This window comes from Streptomyces sp. GL_140 (genome assembly GCF_057834465.1).
In genome coordinates this window covers 2,215,196-2,238,402 of the sequence record NZ_CM174404.1, presented here as the reverse complement: position 1 = coordinate 2,238,402, position 23,207 = coordinate 2,215,196, and the positions used below count along the sequence as shown (strand labels likewise).

The window sequence follows — 23,207 nt, the reverse complement described above, 5'->3', positions numbered from 1 at the left end:
CGCTGCTCCCGCCGCTACGGTCGCCCGCCCAGCCGGGTGACCGCCCGCGCCGCCGCCCGGCATCCGGCCCCGGCGGCCCACGCCGAGCCCGCGCCGGCCAGCCGGGCCGCGAGGAAGGCGCCGGTGAACGCGTCCCCGGCTCCCGTGGTGTCCACCGCCTCGGCGGCCTCGGCCGCGACCTCGGCCGTCACCCGGCCGCCCTCGGCGATCAAGGCCCCGGCCGCCCCCCGGGTCACCACCACCAGTGGCACCCGCCGGCTCAGCTCCGCCGCCGCCCGCGCGACCCCGCCCGGTCCGGCCGGTCCGGGCAGTCCCGCCAGCAGCAGGGCCTCGTCCTCGTTCGGCAGGAGCACGCCGGCCCCCGCCACGGCATCGAGGAAGCGCCCCGGACCCAGTGCGGCCAGGAACCCCGCCGAGGCCGGATCCACGCTCACCGGCACCTTCCGCGCACGGGCCGCCCGTAGCGCCGTCAGGGCCAGCTCCCGGCTGGTGTCGGCGAAGAACAGGTAGCCGGACAGGTGGAGATGGGCGACGCCGTCCAGCAGGCCGGGCCTCCAGTCGGCGGGGGAGAGCCGCAACGCGGCCCCGCTGTCGGTCAGGAAGGTCCGCTCCGCGTCCTTGCCGACCAGGGCGACCACCGTGCCCGTCGGCTCGGTGGGATCGGTCACCAGGCTCGGCCGCACCCCCGCGTCGCGCAGGGCCTGCTCGTGCCAGCGCGCCGATTCGGCGCCCACCCGCGCGAGGAGCCGTACCTCCGCCGTCCCCGTACGGGCCGCCCAGCAGGCCGCGTTGGCCCCGGCGCCGCCCGGCAGGGTACGGATGCGGGCGGGGGTGTCGGTGCCCGGGGCCAGTGGTTCCGTGTGCACCGCCACCACGTCCGTCACCACGTCCCCGACCACGAGCAGGGCGCCGGCGGGGCCCCGGTCGCCGCGTGCGCCGCCCGCGCCGCTCACGGCCGGGCCGCCCAGGCCCGCGCGATCCGGGCCCCGAGGCGCACGTTGCCCCGTACCGCCGCCAGGTTGGCCTCCAGCGAGGCCCCGCCCGTCGCACGCACCAGGTACCCGAGCAGGAACGGAGTTACCGCCTGCCCCGTGATCCCCCGCTCCGCGCACTCGGACAGGGCCTCGGCCAGTACCCGGTCGTGCAGCTCCGGATCCAACTGCTCCTCCTGCGCGACCGGGTTGGCGACGAGCAGGGCCGACTGAGTTCCCCCGAGGGCGTCCTGGGCCGCCATCACCGCCGCCACCTCCTGCGGTTCGTGCACGGTCCAGTCCACCGGCTCGCCGGAGTCGGCCAGGTAGAACCCGGGGAAGCGGTCCGTGCCGTACCCGAGCACCCCCACCCCCAGCGTCTCCAGCCGCTGCAGCGTCGCCGGCACGTCCAGGATCGACTTCACTCCCGCGCACACCACCGTGATCCGGGTCCGGGCCAGCAGCGACAGGTCCGCCGACTCGTCCTGCGACCGCGTCCACTCCCGGTGCACGCCGCCCAGCCCGCCGGTGGCGAAGACCCGCAGCCCCGCCCGCGCGGCGAGGAAGGCCGTCGCGGACACCGTCGTCGCGCCCGTCGCGCCCGTCGCCAGAGCGGGGGCCAGATCCCGGTGGCCGAGCTTGCGCACGCCCTCGCCGCTCGCGATCCGCTCCAGCCGCGCCTTGTCGAGCCCGGCGTACGCCACCCCGTCGATCACCGCGATCGTCGCCGGTACGGCTCCCTCCGAGCGGACCAGTTCCTCCAGTTCGCCGCCCACCTCCAGATTCCGCGGGCGGGGCAGCCCGTGCGCCAGGATCGTCGACTCCAGCGCCACGACCGGCCGTCCGCGGTCGAGCGCCTCGCGCACCTCCTCCGACAGGACGGGCACCCCGTACGAAGAGGGCGAGGACGGGGGCGGGGGCGGGGCTGCTGCTGTGTGCTGTGACATGTCCCCATCCCTGGCACGGGATTCGGGGCCCCAAACGCGCGGACACCGCACCGGCGTGAACCTGTCCGGGTAGCGTTCCCGCATGAGCCTCACAGACCTGCGCGGGTTCTACGACGAACTCGCCGAACGGTACGACCTCATGTACGCGGACTGGCAGGCGGGCATCACCCGCCAGGGCGCCGCCCTGGACGCCCTGCTCACCGCCACCCTCGGCCCCGGACCGCACCGGGTCCTCGACAGCGCCTGCGGCATCGGAACCCAGGCCCTGGGCCTGGCTGCCCTGGGCCACCGGGTCACCGGCACCGACCTGAGCCCGCGCGCCGTGGCCCGCGCCGCACGGGAGGCGAAGGCGCGCGGACTCGCCCTGCCCGTCGCGGCCGCCGACATGCGGCAGCTGCCCTTCCCCGAGGGCTCCTTCGACGCCGTGGTCTGCGCCGACAACGCCCTGCCGCACCTGCTGACGGCCCACGAGGTGACGGCGGCCCTGGCCGAAATGCTGCGGGTGCTGCGCCCCGGCGGCCTGCTGCTCCTGTCGACCCGCCCGTACGGGGAACTGCGCCGGGCCAGGCCCCTGAGCGATCCCCCGCGGGTGCGGACCGACCCGGACGGGCAGCGGACGATCACCTTCCAGCTGTGGCACTGGCACGCCGACGGAGCCCGCTACGACCTGGAGTTCTTCCAGCTGCTGCCCAGCGGGCGCACCTGGACCACCCGGGTCTCCAGCGCCACCTACTGGGCCCTGCCGGAGGAGGAGACCGCGGCCTTCGCGGTGGCCGCGGGCTTCGTCGACCCGGTGTGGCACGACCCGGCGGCCATCGGATTCCACCAGCCGGTACTCGGTGCCCGGCGGGGCCGGGCCGTCAACGGACTGGGCCGTCAACGGACAGGGTGACGCGCGGCGGGGGCGCGCGCTGGACGCTCTGGTCACCGCGGGGTGGGCCGTGCCCGGATTAGGCTGACGCGCCATGAGCACCAGTGACCACGGCGACACCTCCGTCCCCGCCTCCGATTCCGCCCCCGCCTCCTTCGCCGTCTCCGTACCGGACCTCCCGGACGCGGAGCTGGAGGTGGAGGAGCTCGACCCCGCGCAGATCGTCTCCGGCGAGCCCGTCGTCACGGGCAAGGTGCTGTGGGAGGCCGAGGACGGCTCCCAGGTGCGCGGGATCTGGCAGATCACCCCGGGCGTGGTCACCGACACCGAGGCCAACGAACTGTTCGTGGTGGTCAGCGGTCGCGCCACCATCGAGGTGGAGGGCGGCGCGACCCTGGAGGTCGGCCCCGGCTCGGCCTGCGTGCTGCGCGAGGGTGACAAGACCACCTGGACCGTCCACGAGACGCTCCGCAAGGCCTACCACATCAGCTACTGACGCCCGAGGCCTGAAGTGACCGAAGCCTGGACCTACTGGGCCCCGGCGGAGGCCTTCACCGGATGGCGGCGCGAGGTGAACAGCGCGAGCGCCGCCATCGGCAGCAGCAGGGCGGCGCCGACCACGTTGAGCCAGCCGTAGCCCGCCTGGGACATGACCAGACCGGCGGCCGCGCCGCCGATGCCGGCGGCCGTGTTCATCGTGAGGTCGCCCAGGCCCTGTACGGCGGCGCGCGCGGCCTGCGGCACCGAGTCGGTCAGCAGCGCCGAGCCGGACACCATGCCGGCGGACCAGCCGAGGCCGAGCAGGAAGAGTCCGGCGGCGCTCTGGGCGTGGTTGGGGCCGGCTGTGCCGGCGAGCAGCGCGGCGATCGACAGCAGCCCAGCCGCCAGGCCGATCACGGTCAGCCGGCCCAGCCGGTCGGCGAGCCAGCCCATCACCGGCGAGAAGGCGAACATGCCGGCGATGTGCCCGCTGATGACCAGGCCGATGAGCTGGAGGCCGGCGCCGTGGTGGCCGAGGTCGACCGGTGTCATCACCATGATCGAGACCATGGCGGTGTGCGACACCGCGATGGTGAGCAGTGCGAGCCGGGCCCTGGGCGAGACCTTGACCGCCGCGAATCCGGCGCGCAGCGAGCGCCCGGCCGCGGTCTGCTCCGCGGGCCCGGCGAGGGCCCGCGCCGTCAGCAGGGGGTCCGGGCGCAGGAATACGGCGATCAGCGTGGCCGTGAGCACGAAGACGGCGCCCGCCCACACGAAGGGGCCCGCGGTCTGCGGTACGGAGGTGCCCGCGAAGCTGCGGCTGGCGGGGGCGGAGAGGTTGGGGCCGAGCACCGCGCCGAGGGTGGAGGCCCAGACGACCACCGAGATCGAGCGGGCCCGGCGGTCGGGCTCGGCGAGGTCGGCGGCGGCGAAGCGGGCCTGGAGGTTGGCGGAGGAGGCGGCTCCGAAGGCGGCCATGCCGAGCATCAGGAGCGGGAAGCTCTTCACCGAGGCGGCGAGGACCACGAGGGCCGCGCCGGTGGCGCCGATCAGATAGCCGAGGACCAGGCCGGGCCGGCGGCCGCGCCGCGTCATCAGCGCGGCGAGCGGCAGCGAGACGAGGGCCGTGCCGATCACGGACGCGGTCGACGCGAAACCGGACAGTGACTCCGTCCCGCTGATCTCGGTCGCCAGCACCGGGGCCAGGGCGATGCTGATGGGCACGCCGACGCCGCCCAGCATCTGCCCGGCGATCAGCACGCCGGAGGTGCGGCGCCGCAGTCGGGGCAGATCGGCGGGGGTGACCGGCGGGGCCGAGGGCCGGCCGGTGCCGGATATCGCGGTCACGCGGGCCCCCGGCGGGTGCGGGGCGCCGGGGCCGGGCCGGGGCGAAGGCCCTGGTGCCGGCACCGACATCGGCCGGAGGGGACGGCAGAAGTAGTCACTGCCGCAGTTTCCCACCCCTTACCGGCGGGGGGAACCGGGATTCCGGGGGCGTGCGGTGAGCGGCGCGTCCGCCGGTCGGCGGTTCAGAACAGCGGCGGCGGGAGGACGCCCTCCAGGGCGAGCAGGGTGCGCTTGGTCTCCACTCCGCCGCCGAAGCCGCCGATGCCGCCGTCGTTCTCCACGACCCGGTGGCAGGCCACCACCAGCGGCAGCGGGTTCGAGCCCATGGCGTTGCCGACGGCCTGGGCCGCGCCCGGCTGGCCGGCGCGGGCGGCCAGCTCGCCGTAGCTCACGACCGACCCATAGGGCACGGAACGGTCCAGTTCCAGCAGGACCTGCCGGTTGAAGCCGGAGCTGAGCCGCCAGTCCAGGGGCAGCTCGAAGCGCCGTAGCGTGCCGGCGAAGTAGGCGGTCAGCTGGCGTATCGGCTCGGCCAGCAGGACCTCCTCGCCGGGTGCGGGATGCCAGGCGTCGGCGCCGAGCCGGGAGATCAGCGAGTCGATCATCCTGTCCGCCCGGTCCGGCCCGGCGTGGAACTCCACCCGGACCAGTCCCTCCGGGGTCGCGGCCAGGAGCAGGGGGCCGATGTCGCTGGGGACGACGGTCCATTCGAGGCGCGGCCCGCGGGGCCGCTCGGTGCTGTCCACCCCTTCACGGTACGGCGCCCCGCAGACAACGCCGACAACGTCGACATCGCCGGCTCAGTACCCGCCCACCGCGTTGCGCACGACGTCGGGCTTGTTGGTGATGATTCCGTCCACGCCCATGTCCTGGACCTGGCGGGCGGCCTCCGCGCCGTCCACGGTCCAGGCGTCCACCTCCATCGCCTTTCCGTGGGCGCCCGCCAGCCCGTGCACGGCGTCCACCCAGTTGCCGTCGATGCTCTTGTACCAGGGGTTGATCCGGTCGGTGAACTCGGCGTACTTCGGCAGGTCGGCCACGGACGGCGTGCCGAGGTAGGCCGTCACGATGTCGGGGCGCAGCCCGTGGACGGTGCGGACAGACTCGGCGCTGAAGCTCTGGATCACCAGTCGGCGGCTCACGTGGTTCTCGTCGAGCCAGCCGGTCTCCTGCAGTACGCGCAGGGTCTGCTCTTCGATCCCGGGGTAGAGCTCGGGCTTCTTGATCTCCAGGAGCAGCCGCTGCTGGTTGCGCTGCACCCGGTTCATGTACTCCCGAAGGGTCGGCACGCGGGCGCCCGCGAACTGCGGTCCGAACCAGCTGCCCGCGTCCAGGCTGCGGATCTCCGCCGCCGTGAAGTCCTTGATGAGCCAGGACTTGCGGTCGGGGAACGCCTGCTTGACGTTGGTGGTGCGGAGCAGGGTGTCGTCGTGGATCACGACCAGTTCACCGTCCTTGGTCCGCTGGACGTCGTTCTCCACCCAGTCGAAACCCAGCGCCATCGCACGGTCGATCGATTCGAGGGTGTTCTCCGGGGCGTACGCCGAAGCCCCCCGGTGGGCGTACACGATCGGGTTGGACAGCCAGTCCGGACCGGGGGCCGCCGAGGCGGCCGTCGCACCGAACACGGACAGGGTGAGTCCAAGGAAAGCGGCGGTTGCCGCGGCGGCGGGTCGGACGTACATGCGCGTTCTCCTCGGGTCGTGAGCCCTGCTCCTGCCTCAAACGGGCTCGGAGCGGCATACGTTGCGGCGGTCCACCTGTGCGGTGCGTTTTCGACGCGCTTGCAGGTAAAGCTGCGTGTACGGCGATCATGGGGTTGGTGATCACCGGGCCGCCACCGAACTACGACAAACGGGCGCGACCCATACGGCCCCCGGGCCCACGGGATCGTCGACTGTCAGTGGGGGGTCGTACGGTTGACCCATGCGGCCCGTATCGAAGATCGAACGCACGGTGGCGCCTTTCGAGGTCGTCAGCTCCTACACGCCCAGTGGCGACCAGCCGGCGGCCATCGCCGAGCTGGAGAAGCGCATCCGTGCAGGTGAGAAGGACGTCGTGCTGCTCGGCGCGACCGGAACCGGCAAGTCGGCGACCACCGCCTGGATGATCGAGAAGCTCCAGCGGCCCACGCTGGTGATGGCACCTAATAAGACGCTCGCCGCCCAGCTGGCGAACGAGTTCCGCGAGCTCCTGCCGAACAACGCCGTCGAGTACTTCGTCTCGTACTACGACTACTACCAGCCCGAGGCGTACGTACCGCAGTCGGACACCTACATCGAGAAGGACTCCTCGATCAACGAGGAGGTGGAGCGGCTGCGCCACTCCGCGACGAACTCCCTCCTCACCCGGCGCGACGTCATCGTCGTCGCCTCCGTGTCCTGCATCTACGGCCTCGGCACCCCGCAGGAGTACGTGGACCGGATGGTCCCCCTCAAGGTCGGCGAGGAGATGGACCGGGACCAGCTGCTGCGCCGCTTCGTCGAGATCCAGTACACCCGCAACGACGTGGCCTTCACCCGTGGCACCTTCCGGGTGCGCGGGGACACCATCGAAATCTTCCCGGTCTACGAGGAACTGGCCGTCCGCATCGAGATGTTCGGCGACGAGATCGAGGCCCTGTCCACCCTGCATCCGCTGACCGGCGAGGTGATCAGCGAGGACCGCGAGCTGTACGTCTTCCCCGCCACCCACTACGTCGCCGGCCCCGAGCGCATGGAGAAGGCGATCAACGGCATCGAGGCCGAGCTGGCCGAGCGCCTCGCCGAGCTGGAGAAGCAGGGCAAGATGCTGGAGGCGCAGCGGCTGCGCATGCGCACCACGTACGACCTGGAGATGATGCGCCAGATCGGGTCCTGCTCCGGCATCGAGAACTACTCGCTGCACATGGACGACCGCGAGCGCGGCTCCGCGCCCAACACCCTCATCGACTACTTCCCCGAGGACTTCCTCCTCGTCATCGACGAGTCGCACGTGACGGTCCCGCAGATCGGCGCGATGTACGAGGGCGACGCCTCCCGCAAGCGGACCCTGGTGGACCACGGGTTCCGCCTCCCGTCGGCCCTGGACAACCGGCCGCTGAAGTGGGAAGAGTTCCAGGAGCGGATCGGCCAGACCGTCTACCTGTCGGCGACCCCCGGCAAGTACGAGCTCGCGCGCGGCGACGGCTTCGTCGAGCAGATCATCCGCCCGACCGGTCTCATCGACCCGGAGGTCGTGGTCAAGCCCACCGAGGGCCAGATCGACGACCTCGTGCACGAGATCCGCCGGCGGGTGGAGAAGGACGAGCGGGTCCTGGTCACCACCCTCACCAAGAAGATGGCCGAGGACCTCACCGACTACTTCCTGGAGCTCGGCATCCAGGTCCGCTACCTGCACAGCGACGTGGACACCCTGCGCCGCATCGAGCTGCTGCGCGAGCTGCGGGCCGGCGAGTACGACGTCCTGGTCGGCATCAACCTGCTGCGCGAGGGCCTCGACCTGCCCGAGGTGTCGCTCGTGGCGATCCTCGACGCCGACAAGCAGGGCTTCCTGCGCTCGGGCACCTCGCTGATCCAGACCATCGGCCGCGCGGCGCGCAACGTCTCCGGCCAGGTCCACATGTACGCCGACAGCATCACCCCGGCGATGGCCCAGGCGATCGACGAGACCAACCGGCGCCGGGAGAAGCAGGTCGCCTACAACACCGAGCACGGGATCGACCCGCAGCCGCTGCGCAAGAAGATCAACGACATCGTCGCCACCATCGCCCGGGAGGAGCTGGACACCGAGGAGCTCCTCGGCACCGGCTACCGGCAGACGAAGGACGGCAAGGCGCTGAAGGCGCCGGTGCCCGCGCTGGGCGGGAAGGCCGCCCAGGCCAAGGCGGGCAAGGGGGCGAAGGGGGCCAAGGCCACCGAGGTGCTCACCGACCGTCCCGCCGCCGAACTGGCCGCGCTCATCGAGCAGATGACCGAGCGGATGCGCGGCGCCGCCGCGGAGCTGCAGTTCGAGGTCGCCGCCCGGATCCGGGACGAGGTGGGCGAACTGAAGAAGGAGCTGCGTCAGATGAAGGAAGCGGGCCTCGCCTGACCCGGGGGCGGTCAGTAGGGTTGGGATCCAGTCGCAGGTACGTGCTGCGCACCCACATCGGGGGCGGGCCAGTGAGAGGGGACACGCGTGACGGTCAACATGACCAAGGGTCAGGCCATCAGTCTGCAGAAGGCGGACGGAGGCACCCTGACCGCGGTCCGGATGGGTCTCGGCTGGCAGGCTGCCAAGCGCCGCGGACTGTTCGGCTCGCGGACCCGGGAGATCGACCTCGACGCGTCGGCGGTGCTCTTCGCCGACAAGCAGCCCGTGGACGTCGTCTTCTTCCGGCACCTCCAGAGCGACGACGGCTCGGTCCGGCACACCGGTGACAACCTCGTCGGCGGCGCCGGCCAGGGCGGGGACGACGAGTCGATCCTCGTCGACCTCCAGCGCGTGCCGGTGCACATCGACCAGATCGTCTTCACGGTGAACTCCTTCACCGGCCAGACGTTCCAAGAGGTGCAGAACGCGTTCTGTCGCATCGTGGACGAGACCAACGGCCAGGAGCTGGCCCGCTACACCCTCGACGGCGGCGGTCAGTACACCGCGCAGATCATGGCGAAGGTGTCGCGCGTCGGCAGCGGCTGGCAGATGACGGCCCTCGGCAACCCGGCCAACGGCCGGACCTTCCAGGACCTGATGCCGTCGATCCTGCCGCACCTGTAAGCACAGGGCACAGCGCAGCAGAGCACGGCACAGCACAGCACAGCACGGCACAGCAGAAGAACGGGTACGGGGGAGGGGCTGCACGATGACGGCCGAACTGGTCCGGGGGCAGAACCACCCCCTGTCCCGGAGCCGGGTGGAGATCAGGGTCTCGGCGGGCACACCCGTGCTCGCCCTGGCCCAGTTCGCCGACGAGGCGGGCCGGCTCTCCGGGCCCGGGGCGGTGGCCCACCCCGGATCCCGGAGCCTGCCGGGCCTCGAAGTGCCCGGGGTCGTCTCCGGTCAGCACCGGATAGAGGTCGACCTCGACACCGTCGGCGCGGCCGTGCACCGGGTCGGGGTCGTCCTCGTCCTGCCGCCCGGCGGCCCGGCACGCTTCGGCGCGGTCCCGGCCTCCTACGTGTCCGTGGCCGAACCGGAGGGCGCCGAGCTCGCCGGATACACGATGACCGACCTGGACACCGAGACCGCCGTCCTGGCCCTGGAGCTGTACCGGCGCCAGGGCGCCTGGAAGGTGCGCGCCGTGGGCCAGGGGTACGCCGCCGGACTGGGCGCGCTGCTGGCCGACGGCGGCCTGGCCGGCCCGGCCGCCACCGAGCTGGCCGCCGTCGCACTGGGGCTCACGCCGTCGGGGGACATCACCCTGGCGGCCATGCCCACCGGGTCGGCGCCCACCCTGCCCCAGGGCCTGCGCTCACCGGGCCCGCAGGACGCGCCCGCACCCGTGGCCCCCGTACCCACGACCCCCGCGCCGCCGGACCCGTTCCCGGTCTCCGGCTCGCCCTACGACGCCGCGCCCGGAGCCGGACCGGGCCCGGGCTCCGGCCCCGCGACGGTGCCCGGCGCCGACGCCGCGGGTTCACCGCCCACCATCAGCTACGCCCACCCCCGCCGCCGCACCAGCACCGAACCGCCGGAGCCCGCGCCGCGCCCCGCTGCGCCCGCGCAGCCCGGCGAGGCGCCCCGGCCCGTCGCCGGGGATGCGAGCGGCTGGTCCATGGAGGAACGGCTCTACAACCAGGTCTGGGGCATGTTCGAGGACCTGGCCCGATCCGTCGCCGCCTACCGCGGAGCCGTCGAGTTCGCCGACTCCCGCATGGACCGTGAGCTCGACGAAGCCCTGGCCGACCCGCGCCACCGCCTGGGCGGCTCCGGCAACGCCGCCCGCGACACCGTCCGGGCCCGCCGCGACGAGCTGGTTGCGCGGGCGCAGGCCGTGCTCGACCGGGACCTCGCCCAGCTCACCGCCGAGTCCGAGGTGGTCGAGCCCGCGCTGCCGACCGCGTACGCCCGCTGGGACAGCCCCGTCTGGCATGCGCACGCCGTGCCCGCGGAGAGCCCGCTGGCCCTGCGCCTCGGCGATCTCAGCCTGCCGGAGGGGCCCGGCCTGCGGATCCCCATGCTGGTGCGGGTCCCGCTGGAGCGGGGCCTGTGGATCGACAACGGCCGCACCGGTTCCGAAGCCGCGATGGCCATGGACACCGACCGGCTGCGCCGGGCCGCCATGGACATGGCCGTCGCGCACGCCGTACGGCTGCTGGGTGCCCACCCCGCCGACCGGTTCGCCGTCCACGTCATCGACGCGGCCGGCGCCGGAGCTGCCTCGCTGGCGCCGCTGGTGCGCGCCGGTGTGCTGGCCGGGCCGCCAGCCGCCGGGGCCGCGGGGGTCACCGAGACCCTGGAGCGGCTGACCCGGCGCGTGGACCTCGTACAGATGGCGGTGCGGGCCGGGGCTCCGGAGGACCTGCCGCCCGATGTGGACACGGCCGATCAGCTGCTGATCGTGCACGATTTCCCGCACGGGTTCGACGACCGCGCCGTCACCCGTCTGCGCTACCTCGCCGATGAGGGTCCGGCGGTCGGCGTGCACCTGCTGATGGTCGCGGACCGGGACGAGGCCTCGGCCTACGGGCCGCTGCTGGATCCGCTGTGGCGCTCGCTGATGCGGCTGTCGCCCGTGCCGGACGACCATCTCGCCGATCCGTGGGTCCACCACGCCTGGACCTTCGAGGCGGACCTGCCGCCGCAGGGCAGCCGGGTCCTCGACCAGGTATTGGAGCGGGTGGCGGTGGCCCGGCGGGGCTCCGGGCGGTGACCGCGGGCGGTCCGCCGCCCTGCCCCGGATGACCGGCCGTTGAGCAATTCTTGGTCTCCCCTTTACCTTGAGCGTCCGCTACGGGTACGCTTATGAGTGCGGAGGGGAGTATTCCTGCTTTCCTGCTACGGCGTGCCCGTCAATACGGACTGCAATCGGTCCCGGGGCGCCGGCCCGTGGCCTCCAGGCCGTCCGGGTGGAAGAGACCTCCGGCAGCGATGACGCTGACAAAGTGCTGAGCCATCTGCCGGAGGCATGTTCACTGTGGACGTTTCGTTGACCCTCTGGGTGCTGACCATTCTGGGTCTGGGCATCCTGATCGGCGCCGATTTCTTCATCGGCCGCAAACCCCATGACGTTTCCATGAAGGAAGCGGGCATCTGGACGGTCGTCTGGATCGCCCTCGCCGCGCTCTTCGGCCTGGGCCTGTTGTTCTTCGGCCACGGCCAGGCCTCTCAGGAATTCTTCGCCGGTTTCATCACCGAGAAGTCCCTGAGCGTGGACAACCTCTTCGTCTTCGTCCTGATCATGGCGAAATTCTCGGTCCCCTCCCACCTCCAGCAGCGCGTGCTGCTGGTGGGCGTACTGATCGCCCTGGTCCTGCGGGCGATCTTCATCGCGGCGGGCGCCGCGATCATCGCCAACTTCTCGTGGGTCTTCTACATCTTCGGCGCGTTCCTCATCTACACCGCGTGGAAGCTGATCCAGGAAGCCCGCAAGGACGAGGATGAAGAGGAGTTCGAGGAGAACCGTCTCCTCAAGTCCATCGAGAAGAAGTTCGGCGTCGCGGACCGCTACCACGGCACCAAGCTCTTCATCGAGAAGAACGGCAAGCGGATCCTGACCCCCCTGATGGTGGTCATGCTCGCCATCGGCACCACCGACGTGCTGTTCGCCCTGGACTCGATCCCCGCGATCTTCGGCCTCACCCAGGACCCGTACATCGTCTTCACGGCCAACGCCTTCGCCCTGATGGGCCTGCGCCAGCTGTACTTCCTCATCGGCGGCCTGCTCAAGAAGCTGGTCCACCTCAGCTACGGCCTCTCCGTCATCCTGGGCTTCATCGGCATCAAGCTCGTGCTGCACGCCCTGCACGAGTCGGGCCTGCACGTCCCGCAGATCTCCATCCCGGTCTCCCTGGGCGTCATCTGCGGCGTGCTGGTGATCACCACGATCACCAGCCTCATCGCCTCGAAGAAGCAGGCGGCGGCCGAGGCCGCCGCCAGCCCGGAGCACATCGAGGCCTAGTACGCGCCGGCCGCGGCCCTACGGGGCTACGCGGGGGCGGCCGCTCCGGCCGCCCCCGCTTCGGCGTCCGCACCCTTGCCGGCGCCCTTGCCCGTGCCCACGTCCGCGCCCTTGTCCGGGTCCTTGCCGGGGCCCGACCGCCGGCGCACGACCACCGGGTTCGTCTCCGGCAGCAGCGCGAAGCAGGCCAGCGAGACCAGGGCGATCGCCGTCAGGTACACCGCGACGGCCCACGGCGGACCCGGGCCGTCCGCCAGGGCCGTCGCCACGATCGGGGTCAGCGCGCCGCCGAGCACCCCGCCGAGGTTGTAGCCGACGGCCGCGCCCGTGCAGCGGATCCGCGGGGCGTAGAGCTCGGGCAGGTACGCGCCCACCACCGCGAACATCGTCACCATGCCGAGCAGGGCGCCGAGCAGCCCCAGCGTCATCAGCAGCGGGTCGGCCGTGCGCAGCAGGGCCACGAAGGGGAACATCCACAGCGCGCAGGCCGCACAGCCCGCCAGGCACAGCGGGCGCCGGCCGTAGCGGTCGCCGAGCACCGCCACCACCGGGGTCGCCAGGCCCTTGAGCGCGACGGCCGCCATGACGCACGCGAGCATCACCGGGCGCCGCACGCCCATGTGCTCGGTGGCGTACGCGAGGGACCAGGTGGTGGCCGCGTAGAAGACGGCGTACCCCACGGCCAGCGCCCCGCCGGTCAGCAGGAGCAGCCGCCAGTGGCCCCGTACGACCTCGGCCAGCGGTGCGTCCGCCCGGCGGCCGGTCTCGGCGAGCGCGCGGAACTGCGGGGTCTCCTCCACCGAGCGGCGCAGCCACAGTCCGGCCAGGGCCAGCAGCCCGGCCGCCCAGAACGGCACGCGCCAGCCCCAGGAGGCGAACTGCCCGTCGGTGAGGGTGCTCGTCAGGGTCAGCATCAGCCCGTTGGCCAGTAGGAACCCCACGGCCGGGCCCATCTGCGGGAAGCTCGACCACAGCCCGCGCCGGCGCTCGGGGGCGTGCTCGGCAGTCAGCAGCACCGCGCCGCCCCATTCGCCGCCCAGGCCGAAGCCCTGCAGGAACCGCAGCAGGATCAGCAGCAGCGGAGCCGCCACCCCGATCGAGGCGTACGAGGGCACGCAGCCCACCGCCACCGTGGCCAGCCCGGTCAGCAGCAGCGAGCCGAGCAGTACCGGGCGGCGGCCGTAGCGGTCGCCGATGTGGCCGAAGACGGCGGAGCCGAGAGGGCGGGCGAGGAAGCCGACGCCGAAGGTGCCGAAGGCGGCGAGGGTCGCGGCGAGCGGCGAGAAGGAGGGGAAGAAGAGCGGCCCGAGGACCAGGGCGGCGGCGGTGCCGTAGACGAAGAAGTCGTAGAACTCGATGGCGGTGCCGGCCAGGGAGGCCGAGGCGAGCCGGAGCATGGAGGGCCGCTCGGGAGCGGGGGCCCCGGGGTCCTGGGAGGCCGGGGCGGGGGAGGGGTCTTGTTGCATGGTGCAGCAATTACCCCGCCCCACACCCTCAGGACGTGCGTTCGGTCATCATCGACCGGAAGGAGTGCAGACCGTGGCCGGGTTGACGCGGCCGCCGTCGGCTACCAGCCGCGCTCGCGCCATTCGGCCAGGTGGGGACGTTCGTTGCCGAGCGTGGTGTCGCCGCCGTGGCCCGGGTAGACCCAGGCCTCGTCCGGCAGCGCGCCGAAGATCTTCTCCTCGACGTCGTCCACGAGCTGGACGAAGGCCTTCGGGTCGCCCCAGGTGTTTCCGACGCCGCCCGGGAAGAGGCAGTCGCCGGTGAACACGTGCGGGTGGCCGTGCGGGTCGTCGTAGACCAGCACGATCGACCCGGGGGTGTGGCCGACCAGGTGGCGGGCGGTCAGCGTGACCCGTCCGACCGTGATCGTGTCCCCGTCCGCGACGAGGACGTCGGTCGGGACCGGGATGCCCTCCGCGTCGTGGGCGCCCGCGTACGTCCGCGCGCCGGTGGCCTCGACCACCTCCGCCAGCGCGCCCCAGTGGTCGCCGTGCCGGTGGGTGGTGACCACGGACGCGATGCCGCCGTCGCCGATCAGGTTCAGCAGGGTCTGGGGCTCGGCGGCGGCGTCGATCAGCAGCTGCTCGTCGGTGGCCCGGCACCGCAGCAGGTAGGCGTTGTTGTTCATGCCTCCCACCGCGACCTTGGAGATCATGAGGTCCGAGAGTTCGTGCACGTCGGCCGGACCGCCGACTTTGACCGCTCCGCTGTACGTCATGAACCGATCCTAGAGCGCGGGGAGGGCGGGCAGCGGGCCGCCTTCGACGGACAGGTGCGCTCCCTCGGGTCCGCGGCCGGCCAGCCAGCCGAGGAGCTCGTCCGCGGGCCCGGAGACGGTCACGGGGTCGCCCTCGGTGCCGCCGGTGTGCCAGGTGCGGTCGTCGGCGTCCGTCTTCAGCGTGACCGGGGGGACCTCGGGGTGGCCGGACCAGCGGTCGGCCAGGAATTCGATCTCCTGTCCGGTGAACCGGTCGGAGAGGTCCGCGAGCTCGTAGCCGATGTTCAGGTCGACGTGGTGCAGCTCGACCTCGACCAGGCGCCGGAAGGGGATGCGGGCGGCGCTGTCGGTGACGCCGTTGCGCAGCTCCAGCGTGCGCGTCCAGTCCTTCGGGGCCTCGGCGACGGCCTGCCAGGCGGCCGCGGAATTCCGGACGTCCTCGAGCTGTTCCAGCAGAGGACGTCCCGAATCGCGCTCGATGTCCGAGTCGCGGGCGGTGCCGCTCTCGTACATCGGGCGGCCCTCGAAGACGTTCACCAGGGCGTCGGCGTTGCGGGCGAGGTGGGCCAGGATGTGGCCCCGGGTCCAGCCGGGGAGATGTGACTCTTCGGCCAGAGCGGCGTTGTCCAGCTTCGCGACTGCGGTCAGCAGCCGGTCGGTGGCTTCACGTACAGATCGCAGGTCGTGCACATGATCAATCATGCGGCCGAGCCTAGTGGTTGAAGGGCCCGAGCCACACGTTCGGGTGAAGCAGTCGGCGGAGTGCCGGAAATCGAATGCACGTGCTATACGCTCGGAGTCCAGTCTCCAAGTCCATCGCAGAGGCGCCCCCCAATACCCTGGGACGGGGGCCGGTGCCCCCGCTCTCTCAAGAAAGGTGCGGACCGGCGTGACCGACCGTCTCATCGTTCGTGGCGCTCGCGAGCACAACCTCAAGAACGTCTCGCTCGACCTGCCCCGCGACTCCCTCATCGTCTTCACCGGGCTCTCCGGTTCGGGCAAGTCCTCCCTCGCCTTCGACACGATCTTCGCCGAGGGCCAGCGCCGCTACGTCGAGTCGCTCTCGTCGTACGCCCGCCAGTTCCTCGGGCAGATGGACAAGCCCGACGTGGACTTCATCGAGGGCCTCTCCCCGGCCGTCTCGATCGACCAGAAGTCCACGTCCCGCAACCCGCGCTCCACCGTGGGCACCATCACGGAGGTCTACGACTACCTCCGCCTGCTCTTCGCCCGCATCGGCAAGCCCCACTGCCCCGAGTGCCGTCGGCCGATCTCGCGGCAGTCGCCGCAGGCGATCGTCGACAAGGTGCTCGCACTGCCCGAGGGCAGCCGCTTCCAGGTGCTGTCGCCGCTGGTGCGCGAGCGCAAGGGCGAGTTCGTCGACCTCTTCGCCGACCTCCAGACCAAGGGCTACAGCCGCGCCCGGGTCGACGGGGAGACGATCCAGCTCTCCGAGCCGCCCACGCTCAAGAAGCAGGAGAAGCACACCATCGAGGTGGTCATCGACCGCCTCACGGTCAAGGAGGGCGCCAAGCGCCGCCTGACCGACTCCGTGGAGACCGCCCTCGGGCTCTCCAGCGGCATGGTGATCCTGGACTTCGTCGACCTCGCCGAGGACGACCCCGAGCGCGAGCGGATGTACTCCGAGCACCTCTACTGCCCCTACGACGACCTCTCCTTCGAGGAGCTGGAGCCGCGCTCCTTCTCCTTCAACTCGCCCTTCGGCGCCTGCCCCGAGTGCACCGGCATCGGTACGCGCATGGAGGTGGACCCGGAGCTGATCGTCCCGGACGAGGACAAGTCCCTGGACGAGGGCGCGGTCTCGCCGTGGTCGCTCGGCCACACCAAGGACTACTTCCAGCGGCTGATCGGCGCGCTCGCCGGGGAGCTGGGCTTCCGCACCGACATCCCGTGGGCCGGGCTGCCGCTGCGGGCCAAGAAGGCCCTGCTGTACGGCCACAAGACGCAGATCGAGGTCCGCTACCGCAACCGGTACGGGCGCGAGCGGGCCTACACCACGGCCTTCGAGGGCGCGGTTCCCTTCGTCAAGCGGCGGCACTCGGAGTCCGAGAGCGACGCCAGCCGCGAGCGCTTCGAGGGCTACATGCGCGAGGTGCCCTGCCCCACCTGCCAGGGCACCCGGCTCAAGCCGATCGTGCTCGCGGTGACCGTGATGGACCGGTCCATCGCAGAGGTCGCCGCGATGTCGATCAGCGAGTGCGCGGACTTCCTCGGCAGGATGAGGCTGGACGCCCGCGACAAGCAGATCGCCGAGCGGGTCCTCAAGGAGGTCAACGAGCGGCTGCGCTTCCTCGTGGACGTCGGCCTCGACTACCTCTCGCTCAACCGCGCCGCCGGCACCCTGTCGGGCGGCGAGGCCCAGCGCATCCGCCTCGCCACGCAGATCGGCTCCGGCCTCGTGGGCGTGCTCTACGTCCTGGACGAGCCCTCCATCGGCCTGCACCAGCGGGACAACCACCGCCTGATCGAGACCCTCGTACGGCTGCGGGACATGGGCAACACGCTCATCGTCGTCGAGCACGACGAGGACACCATCAAGGTGGCCGACTGGGTCGTGGACATCGGTCCGGGCGCCGGCGAGCACGGCGGCAAGGTCGTGCACAGCGGCTCGTTGAAGGAGCTGCTGAAGAACCCCGAGTCGATCACCGGCCAGTACCTGTCCGGCAAGCGGTCCATCCCGCTCCCGGACGTACGCCGTCCCGTGGATCCGGCGCGCAAGCTGACGGTCCACGGCGCCAAGGAGAACAACCTCCGCGACATCGACGTGTCCTTCCCGCTGGGCGTGCTCACCGCGGTGACGGGCGTCTCGGGCTCGGGCAAGTCCACGCTGGTCAACGACATCCTCTACACGCACCTGGCGCGCGAGCTCAACGGCGCCCGGTCGGTGCCGGGGCGGCACACGCGGGTGGACGGCGACGAACTCGTCGACAAGGTCGTGCACGTGGACCAGTCGCCGATCGGGCGGACCCCGCGGTCCAACCCGGCGACGTACACGGGCGTCTTCGACCACGTCCGCAAGCTGTTCGCGGAGACGATGGAGGCGAAGGTGCGCGGCTACCTGCCGGGCCGCTTCTCCTTCAACGTCAAGGGCGGCCGCTGCGAGAACTGCTCCGGCGACGGCACGATCAAGATCGAGATGAACTTCCTGCCGGACGTCTACGTCCCGTGCGAGGTCTGTCACGGCGACCGGTACAACCGGGAGACGCTGGAGGTCCACTACAAGGGCAAGTCCATCGCCGAGGTCCTGAACATGCCGATCGAGGAGGCCGCCGGCTTCTTCGAGGCGGTTCCCACGATCTCGCGGCACCTGAAGACCCTGAACGAGGTGGGGCTGGGGTACGTGCGCCTCGGCCAGTCCGCGCCGACGCTCTCGGGCGGTGAGGCGCAGCGCGTGAAGCTGGCTTCGGAGCTCCAGAAGCGCTCCACGGGCCGGACGGTGTACGTCCTGGACGAGCCCACGACGGGTCTGCACTTCGAGGACATCTCGAAGCTGATCAAGGTGCTGTCGGGGCTGGTGGACAAGGGGAACTCGGTGATCGTCATCGAGCACAACCTGGACGTGGTCAAGACCGCCGACTGGGTCGTGGACATGGGCCCCGAGGGCGGCTACGGCGGCGGCCTCGTCGTCGCGGAGGGCACCCCGGAGCAGGTGGCGTCGGTGGGCGCGAGCCACACGGGCAAGTTCCTGCGGGACATCCTGGGGGCGGACCGGATCTCCGACGCGGTGGCCTCGGAGCCGGCCCGTCCGGCGAAGCGGGCTGCGGCGAAGAAGGCGGCGGCTCCGGCGAAGAAGGCCGTGGCCAAGAAGGCCGTGGCGAAGAAGGCGACCCGGGCGCGCAAGGCGTAGCCGCTGCGCGGGGCGGAGCTCCCCTACCCACCCTTCGCCCGTTCCCTGGGGCTCCGCCCCAGACCCCGCGCCTCAAACGCCGACGGGGCTGGAGTGTGCCGCTGCGCGGCATTTTCAGCCCGTCCGGCGCTTGAGGACCGGGTCCGGGCAGAGCCCGGGGAACGGCGGAAAGGTCAGAGCTCCGCCGCGTACGGGGGCTCCGCGCCTGCCCGGGTGCAGGTCAGCGCCGCCGCGTCGGCGGCGTAGGACAGGACCTCGGGCCAGTCCGCCCGCCCGACGCCGCCCGGGAGGCCCGAAAGCCGGTGCAGCAGGGCCGCGTTCACGGTGTCGCCCGCGCCGATGGTGTCCACCACCCCGACCCGGCGGGCGGGCACCGAGTGCTCCGCCCCCTCCCGGGTCCACACCGTCAGACCCCCGGCCCCCCGGGTGAGCACCACCGCCGAGGGTCCCGCCGCCAGCCAGTCCCGGACCCGGCCGCCCAGCCAGGCGGCGTCCTCCTCCGACAGCTTCAGCACCGAGACGTACGGGAGCCAGGACAGGAAGCGTTTGCGGTACGCGTCCGGCTCCGCGATCAGCGTCGGCCGGATGTTGGGGTCGAGCAGGGTGAGCAGCCCGCGCCCGGACTCCCGGCGCAGCAGGGCCTCGTAGGCTCCGGCGCCGGGCTCCAGCACCAGGGAGCAGGTGCCGAGCGCGAGGGCCCGTACGCCCTCCGGGAGCGCGGGCGGCAGCCGGAACAGCCGGTCGGCGGTGCCCTCGACGTAGAAGCCGTAGGCCGCCGAGCCGTCCGGGGCCAGTGACGGCACGGCCAGGGTGGTCGGCTCCGGACCGCGCTGGACCAGGGACAGGTCCACGCCGGCCGCCCGCAGCCCGGCGAGCAGCGAGGCGCCGAAGCCGTCCGTGGAGACCCGGGAGCAGAAGGCGGTCCGCGCACCGAGCCGGCCCAGCGCGAGCGCGGTGTTGTACGGTCCGCCGCCCGGCCGGGGCAGCAGGGCGCCCGGCGGCTCCGCGACGGGCACCAGGTCGATCAGGGCTTCTCCACCGACGACGATCACGCGGGGGAAGGTATCCCATCGGGCGGCGGTATCGTCGGGTGGGCCTGCGGCCGTCTCTCGCGGACCTGACCGACAGGATCCGAAAGAGACGGCCCGGCCCGGCCGATCGCACACCTCAGGAGAACCGCATGTCCGCGTCGCAGTCCGCAGCCCGTCGTACCGTCCTCAAGGGCGCGGCCGCGCTCGCCGGGGCCGTCGGCGCCGGAGCAACGCTCGCGGCCTGCTCCACCGAGAGCAACAGCGGCCACGGCAGCCCCGCGGTCCCGGCCGAGCCGGTGGAGCTCGGGGCCGCGACCGAGGTCCCGGTGGGCGGCGCCAAGCTGTTCCGGGAGAAGAAGCTGATCGTCAGCTGCCAGGAGGCGGGCCAGTACAAGGCCTTCAGCGCGCAGTGCACGCACGCGGGCTGCGTCCTGGACAAGATCGTCAAGGGTGAGGGCACCTGCCCCTGCCACGGCAGCCGCTTCGACGTGACCACCGGCAAGGTCCTGCAGGGCCCGGCCACCGACCCGCTGCCGGAGGTCCCGGTGAAGGCGGAGAACGGCAAGCTCGTCACGGGCTGAGCGGTCGGTCGGCCGGGCGGGCGGCTGAGCGGCTGGCTGAGCGGTCGCCGTGGCAGGCCCTAGTCCCAGTCCCAGGCGATCCCCAGGATCCCGCGCCGGACCCCCTGTTCCACCAGGTGCACGGCCCGGTGCGGGCCGCTCGGGATCAGGTCGCAGAGGTGCCCGCGCGGGGCGCCCGGGCCGCTGCGGGTGAAACGGCGGCAACGCACCGGCAGGGCGGCCTCGTCGAATCGGACCTGGAGCACGTACTGCCCGCCGGTGTAGCTGAAGCCGCGGACGTACTCGGTGCTGCGGCCGCCGGTTCCGTCCTCGAAGCCGTAGCCGAAGACGTAGGTGTCCCCGGCGCGGAGCCGGGCGTCGAAGAGCAGCTCGGCGACGACCACCCCGGCCTCGGGGTGGCGGCGGATCCGCCCGGTCCGGCAGTTGTCGTCGGCGTGGACCCGGATGCGGGCGGGGTCGCAGCCGGGGTCCCCGTGGTGGACGGCGACGTACCGGTCGACCCCGTCGCGGTGGGCCCGTACGACGTGCTGCGATTCGCGGCCCAGCAGTTCCCCCGCGGGCCCGATCCGCACCCGCTCGTGGTGGCCGACCGTGTGCAGGCCGCCGTCGGCGGGCAGTTCCATGCCGGCCAGTACCGCCTCCACGGCCGCGCCCACGCTGACCAGCGCCCGGTACGGGCGCGCCTGGGGTCTCGGGGTCTCGGACCCGGTGGCGGGATCCGGCGCGGCCAGCAGCCGCAGCAGGGTGCCTTCGGGCAGTTCGAGGATCTGCTCCAGGGCCCGTACGGCCTTCAGGGACTCGGGGCGGCGCGGCCGCCTGGCGCCCTGCTGCCAGTAACTGAGGCTGGTCACCCCGAGCTTGATGCCGCGTGCGGCGAGCCGGTGCTGGACCCGGTGCAGGGGGAGTCCGCGGGCGGTGAGGGCGGCGCGGAGCGCGAGGTGGAAGGGGCCGGTGCGCAGCAGGTGCGGTAACTCCGGGGCGCCGTCCGCGTGTCTGCCGTCCGAAAGTCTGCTGTCCGCGCTCGACCGCATGGGGGCCTCCTGTGAACGTTCACGAAAGCGGGGTGCGGGCGGTCCCGCGGTGACGTCCGAGGTCCGGGTGCGTCCAGGTGGACTGGTGGCGGACGTTCACACTCTGGCCCCACCGTTCACACTGCGATGTCACGCCGTATTGAAGCGTGTTGACCTGTTCCCGACAACACCTGATGCTCCTCCACAGCGTCCGGACGCGCTCCTCCACCCCCACTCCCCACCTCGGGAGGAACGCGATGCGCAACAGAAACCGGCGGCTTTCCCTCGCCGCCTTCGTCACCGCCCTGCTCCTCGCCCTGCCCACCGGTACCGCCACCGCCGCCGATGTCGCCGCCGGTACGGGCACCACGACCGCCACCACCGCCGCCACGACCACCACCGCCGCCGCCCCGTCGGCCGACAGCGCCGCCCTGGCGTCCAAGCGCCTCAACATCACCATGCAGGCGCAGCAGAAGACCAACTGGTGCTGGGCAGCGAGCGGCAACACCATCGCCACCTGGTTCGGCCGCAGCTACAGCCAGAACCAGTTCTGCAACGCCGCCTTCAACCGCCAGCAGGGCTACGACTGCCCCAACAACCAGGCCAGCCTGGCCAACGTGCAGACCGCCCTGCGCTGGGCCGGCATCAACTCCGGCTCCTATGTGACCGGCTGGCTCCAGTACTCCACCGTGCAGAGCGAGATCAACGCGAACCGCCCGGTCGAGACCCGCATCGAGTGGTCCAACGGCGGCGGCCACATGCACGTCGTCTACGGCTACGACACCGCGAACAGCTGGGTGTACTGGGGCGACCCGTGGCCCTCCAGCGACCGCTACAACTGGGCCTCCCACGCCTGGTACGTGGACAACAGCGCCTTCTCCTGGACCCACTCCCTCTACCGGATCGGGGCGTGACCCCATGAATCCTCGCCTCGCCGCCGCGGTCGTCCTCGCGACCGCGGCACTCGCCCTGGCCCCCACCCGGGCAACCGCGGCGCCGGTGCCGCAGCCCCTGAGCGCCACCGCCGAGATCCGGGCCGCCGCCGCGCAGGCGGCCGCGGCCCCGGACGCCCTCGCCACCCTGTCCCGGTTCTTCTCCCGGGAGGGCAAGGTCACGCTGAGCTCCGCGCAGCCCCGTATCGAGGGCGAGGCGATCGCGGTGAACTACCTGTCGCCGGACTTCGTGGCGGGGAAGGCGGGCGCGAGCGTGTCCCGCCTGGAGTTCCTCGCCAGCAAGGCGGTCTCCTCCGACGGCCAGCAGGCCGCGCTGTGGACCGCGAGGACGGAAGCGGGCTGGCAGGTGGTGAACATCGCCACCGGTGACGACGAGTTCCGCTACGCGCAGCTCGGCGCGGCGAAACTTGTGGGCGGCACGGTGTTCCGCGAGCCGCAGATCGACGCGTGGTACGTGGCCCGGGGCGATCGGGTGCTGCCGCTCGACGAGGACGCGGTACGGGCCGTCGGCGCGCAGGGCACCAGCCTGGCCGCGTACCGGACCCGGGTCGTGAAGGCGTACGGGGACAAGCTCCCCGGCTCCGCCTACTCCAAGTCCGGCAAGGCCGGTGGCTTCGCCCCCACGGAAGCCACCATCGGGTCCGCTTCCGGGCCCGCCGCCGGACCGGGTTCCGCCGGAGCGCCGGCGGCCGCCGGAGCCGTGGCGCTGGCGCTGGGTGCGGCCGGCGCGGCGGCCGTGCGGCGCTCACGGCGGCAGCGGGTGGTGCGGGCGTAGCCACCCGGGGGCCCGGCCGCCGACCGGGCGGCCGGGCCCCGCGCCGCAGCAGGGGGAACGGCTCGGTTG

Annotated in this window: 20 protein-coding genes; 10 read left to right on the top strand and 10 right to left on the bottom strand. The window is 72.3% G+C overall.

Going from position 1 to position 23,207, the window contains the following annotated elements:
- Positions 1 to 14: 14 nt before the first annotated feature.
- Both AC3IYJ_RS10490 and AC3IYJ_RS10485 read right to left on the bottom strand, forming a co-directional pair.
- A complete protein-coding gene (locus AC3IYJ_RS10490; RefSeq protein WP_489401033.1) occupies positions 15 to 953 on the bottom strand; it encodes a carbohydrate kinase family protein in 939 nt (312 codons plus the stop codon).
- Positions 950 to 1,918, bottom strand: coding sequence for a pseudouridine-5'-phosphate glycosidase (locus tag AC3IYJ_RS10485; RefSeq protein WP_489401032.1), 969 nt, complete (start codon positions 1,916 to 1,918; stop codon positions 950 to 952). Before AC3IYJ_RS10485 ends, AC3IYJ_RS10490 begins: the two co-directional genes overlap by 4 nt.
- A gap of 82 nt (positions 1,919 to 2,000) precedes the next feature.
- Here AC3IYJ_RS10485 and AC3IYJ_RS10480 point away from each other — a divergent pair, with 82 nt between their 5' ends.
- Both AC3IYJ_RS10480 and AC3IYJ_RS10475 read left to right on the top strand, forming a co-directional pair.
- A complete protein-coding gene (locus tag AC3IYJ_RS10480) occupies positions 2,001 to 2,810 on the top strand; it encodes a class I SAM-dependent methyltransferase (RefSeq protein ID WP_489401031.1) in 810 nt (269 codons plus the stop codon).
- Between the two features lie 73 nt (positions 2,811 to 2,883).
- The gene (locus AC3IYJ_RS10475) at positions 2,884 to 3,285 is read left to right on the top strand and encodes a cupin domain-containing protein (RefSeq protein ID WP_489401030.1); all 402 of its coding nucleotides are present in this window, start codon (positions 2,884 to 2,886) and stop codon (positions 3,283 to 3,285) included.
- A gap of 32 nt (positions 3,286 to 3,317) precedes the next feature.
- Here the strand turns inward: AC3IYJ_RS10475 and AC3IYJ_RS10470 are convergent, their stop codons facing one another.
- The 3 genes from AC3IYJ_RS10470 to AC3IYJ_RS10460 all read right to left on the bottom strand — a co-directional run bounded on the left by AC3IYJ_RS10470 (position 3,318) and on the right by AC3IYJ_RS10460 (position 6,301).
- Positions 3,318 to 4,616, bottom strand: coding sequence for an MFS transporter (locus AC3IYJ_RS10470; protein ID WP_489401029.1), 1,299 nt, complete (start codon positions 4,614 to 4,616; stop codon positions 3,318 to 3,320).
- 182 nt (positions 4,617 to 4,798) lie between these two features.
- Complete coding sequence (locus AC3IYJ_RS10465; RefSeq protein ID WP_489401028.1) at positions 4,799 to 5,362, bottom strand: methylated-DNA--[protein]-cysteine S-methyltransferase; 564 nt, start codon at positions 5,360 to 5,362, stop codon at positions 4,799 to 4,801.
- 54 nt (positions 5,363 to 5,416) lie between these two features.
- Positions 5,417 to 6,301, bottom strand: coding sequence for a glycerophosphodiester phosphodiesterase (locus AC3IYJ_RS10460; RefSeq protein WP_489401027.1), 885 nt, complete (start codon positions 6,299 to 6,301; stop codon positions 5,417 to 5,419).
- A gap of 241 nt (positions 6,302 to 6,542) precedes the next feature.
- On the opposite strand from AC3IYJ_RS10460, the gene uvrB reads away from it, so the two are divergent.
- The 4 genes from uvrB (at position 6,543) to AC3IYJ_RS10440 (ending at position 12,696) form a co-directional block, all read left to right on the top strand.
- The gene (uvrB, locus tag AC3IYJ_RS10455) at positions 6,543 to 8,687 is read left to right on the top strand and encodes an excinuclease ABC subunit UvrB (RefSeq protein ID WP_489401026.1); all 2,145 of its coding nucleotides are present in this window, start codon (positions 6,543 to 6,545) and stop codon (positions 8,685 to 8,687) included.
- An 87-nt stretch (positions 8,688 to 8,774) separates the two neighbouring features.
- Positions 8,775 to 9,353: a TerD family protein gene (locus AC3IYJ_RS10450; RefSeq protein ID WP_489401025.1), complete on the top strand. Its 579-nt coding sequence runs from the start codon at positions 8,775 to 8,777 to the stop codon at positions 9,351 to 9,353.
- Positions 9,354 to 9,438: 85 nt separating this feature from the next.
- Positions 9,439 to 11,448, top strand: a complete 2,010-nt coding sequence (locus AC3IYJ_RS10445; RefSeq protein ID WP_489401024.1) for a TerD family protein — start codon at positions 9,439 to 9,441, stop codon at positions 11,446 to 11,448.
- A 264-nt stretch (positions 11,449 to 11,712) separates the two neighbouring features.
- The gene (locus AC3IYJ_RS10440; RefSeq protein WP_489402769.1) at positions 11,713 to 12,696 is read left to right on the top strand and encodes a TerC/Alx family metal homeostasis membrane protein; all 984 of its coding nucleotides are present in this window, start codon (positions 11,713 to 11,715) and stop codon (positions 12,694 to 12,696) included.
- A 26-nt stretch (positions 12,697 to 12,722) separates the two neighbouring features.
- On the opposite strand, the gene AC3IYJ_RS10435 is transcribed toward AC3IYJ_RS10440, so the two are convergent.
- The 3 genes from AC3IYJ_RS10435 to AC3IYJ_RS10425 form a co-directional block, all read right to left on the bottom strand.
- On the bottom strand, positions 12,723 to 14,093 hold the full coding sequence (locus tag AC3IYJ_RS10435) for an MFS transporter (protein ID WP_489402768.1): 1,371 nt from the start codon (positions 14,091 to 14,093) through the stop codon (positions 12,723 to 12,725).
- A 170-nt stretch (positions 14,094 to 14,263) separates the two neighbouring features.
- Positions 14,264 to 14,920 (bottom strand): MBL fold metallo-hydrolase, encoded by a 657-nt coding sequence (locus AC3IYJ_RS10430; protein ID WP_489401023.1) that lies wholly within the window; start codon positions 14,918 to 14,920, stop codon positions 14,264 to 14,266.
- 9 nt (positions 14,921 to 14,929) lie between these two features.
- The gene (locus AC3IYJ_RS10425) at positions 14,930 to 15,622 is read right to left on the bottom strand and encodes a maleylpyruvate isomerase family mycothiol-dependent enzyme (protein ID WP_489401022.1); all 693 of its coding nucleotides are present in this window, start codon (positions 15,620 to 15,622) and stop codon (positions 14,930 to 14,932) included.
- A 187-nt stretch (positions 15,623 to 15,809) separates the two neighbouring features.
- Here AC3IYJ_RS10425 and uvrA point away from each other — a divergent pair, with 187 nt between their 5' ends.
- The gene (gene uvrA, locus AC3IYJ_RS10420) at positions 15,810 to 18,788 is read left to right on the top strand and encodes an excinuclease ABC subunit UvrA (RefSeq protein ID WP_489401021.1); all 2,979 of its coding nucleotides are present in this window, start codon (positions 15,810 to 15,812) and stop codon (positions 18,786 to 18,788) included.
- 173 nt (positions 18,789 to 18,961) lie between these two features.
- On the opposite strand, the gene AC3IYJ_RS10415 is transcribed toward uvrA, so the two are convergent.
- Complete coding sequence (locus AC3IYJ_RS10415; RefSeq protein WP_489401020.1) at positions 18,962 to 19,840, bottom strand: carbohydrate kinase family protein; 879 nt, start codon at positions 19,838 to 19,840, stop codon at positions 18,962 to 18,964.
- 128 nt (positions 19,841 to 19,968) lie between these two features.
- Here AC3IYJ_RS10415 and AC3IYJ_RS10410 point away from each other — a divergent pair, with 128 nt between their 5' ends.
- Positions 19,969 to 20,400, top strand: coding sequence for a Rieske (2Fe-2S) protein (locus AC3IYJ_RS10410; protein ID WP_489401019.1), 432 nt, complete (start codon positions 19,969 to 19,971; stop codon positions 20,398 to 20,400).
- Between the two features lie 59 nt (positions 20,401 to 20,459).
- Here the strand turns inward: AC3IYJ_RS10410 and AC3IYJ_RS10405 are convergent, their stop codons facing one another.
- Positions 20,460 to 21,431 carry a hypothetical protein gene (locus AC3IYJ_RS10405; protein WP_489401018.1) on the bottom strand — a complete coding sequence of 324 codons (972 nt, stop codon included), beginning with the start codon at positions 21,429 to 21,431 and terminating at the stop codon, positions 20,460 to 20,462.
- Between the two features lie 236 nt (positions 21,432 to 21,667).
- On the opposite strand from AC3IYJ_RS10405, the gene AC3IYJ_RS10400 reads away from it, so the two are divergent.
- On the top strand, positions 21,668 to 22,324 hold the full coding sequence (locus tag AC3IYJ_RS10400) for a papain-like cysteine protease family protein (RefSeq protein WP_489401017.1): 657 nt from the start codon (positions 21,668 to 21,670) through the stop codon (positions 22,322 to 22,324).
- Between the two features lie 4 nt (positions 22,325 to 22,328).
- Positions 22,329 to 23,138, top strand: a complete 810-nt coding sequence (locus AC3IYJ_RS10395; protein WP_489401016.1) for a hypothetical protein — start codon at positions 22,329 to 22,331, stop codon at positions 23,136 to 23,138.
- Positions 23,139 to 23,207 lie beyond the last annotated feature (69 nt).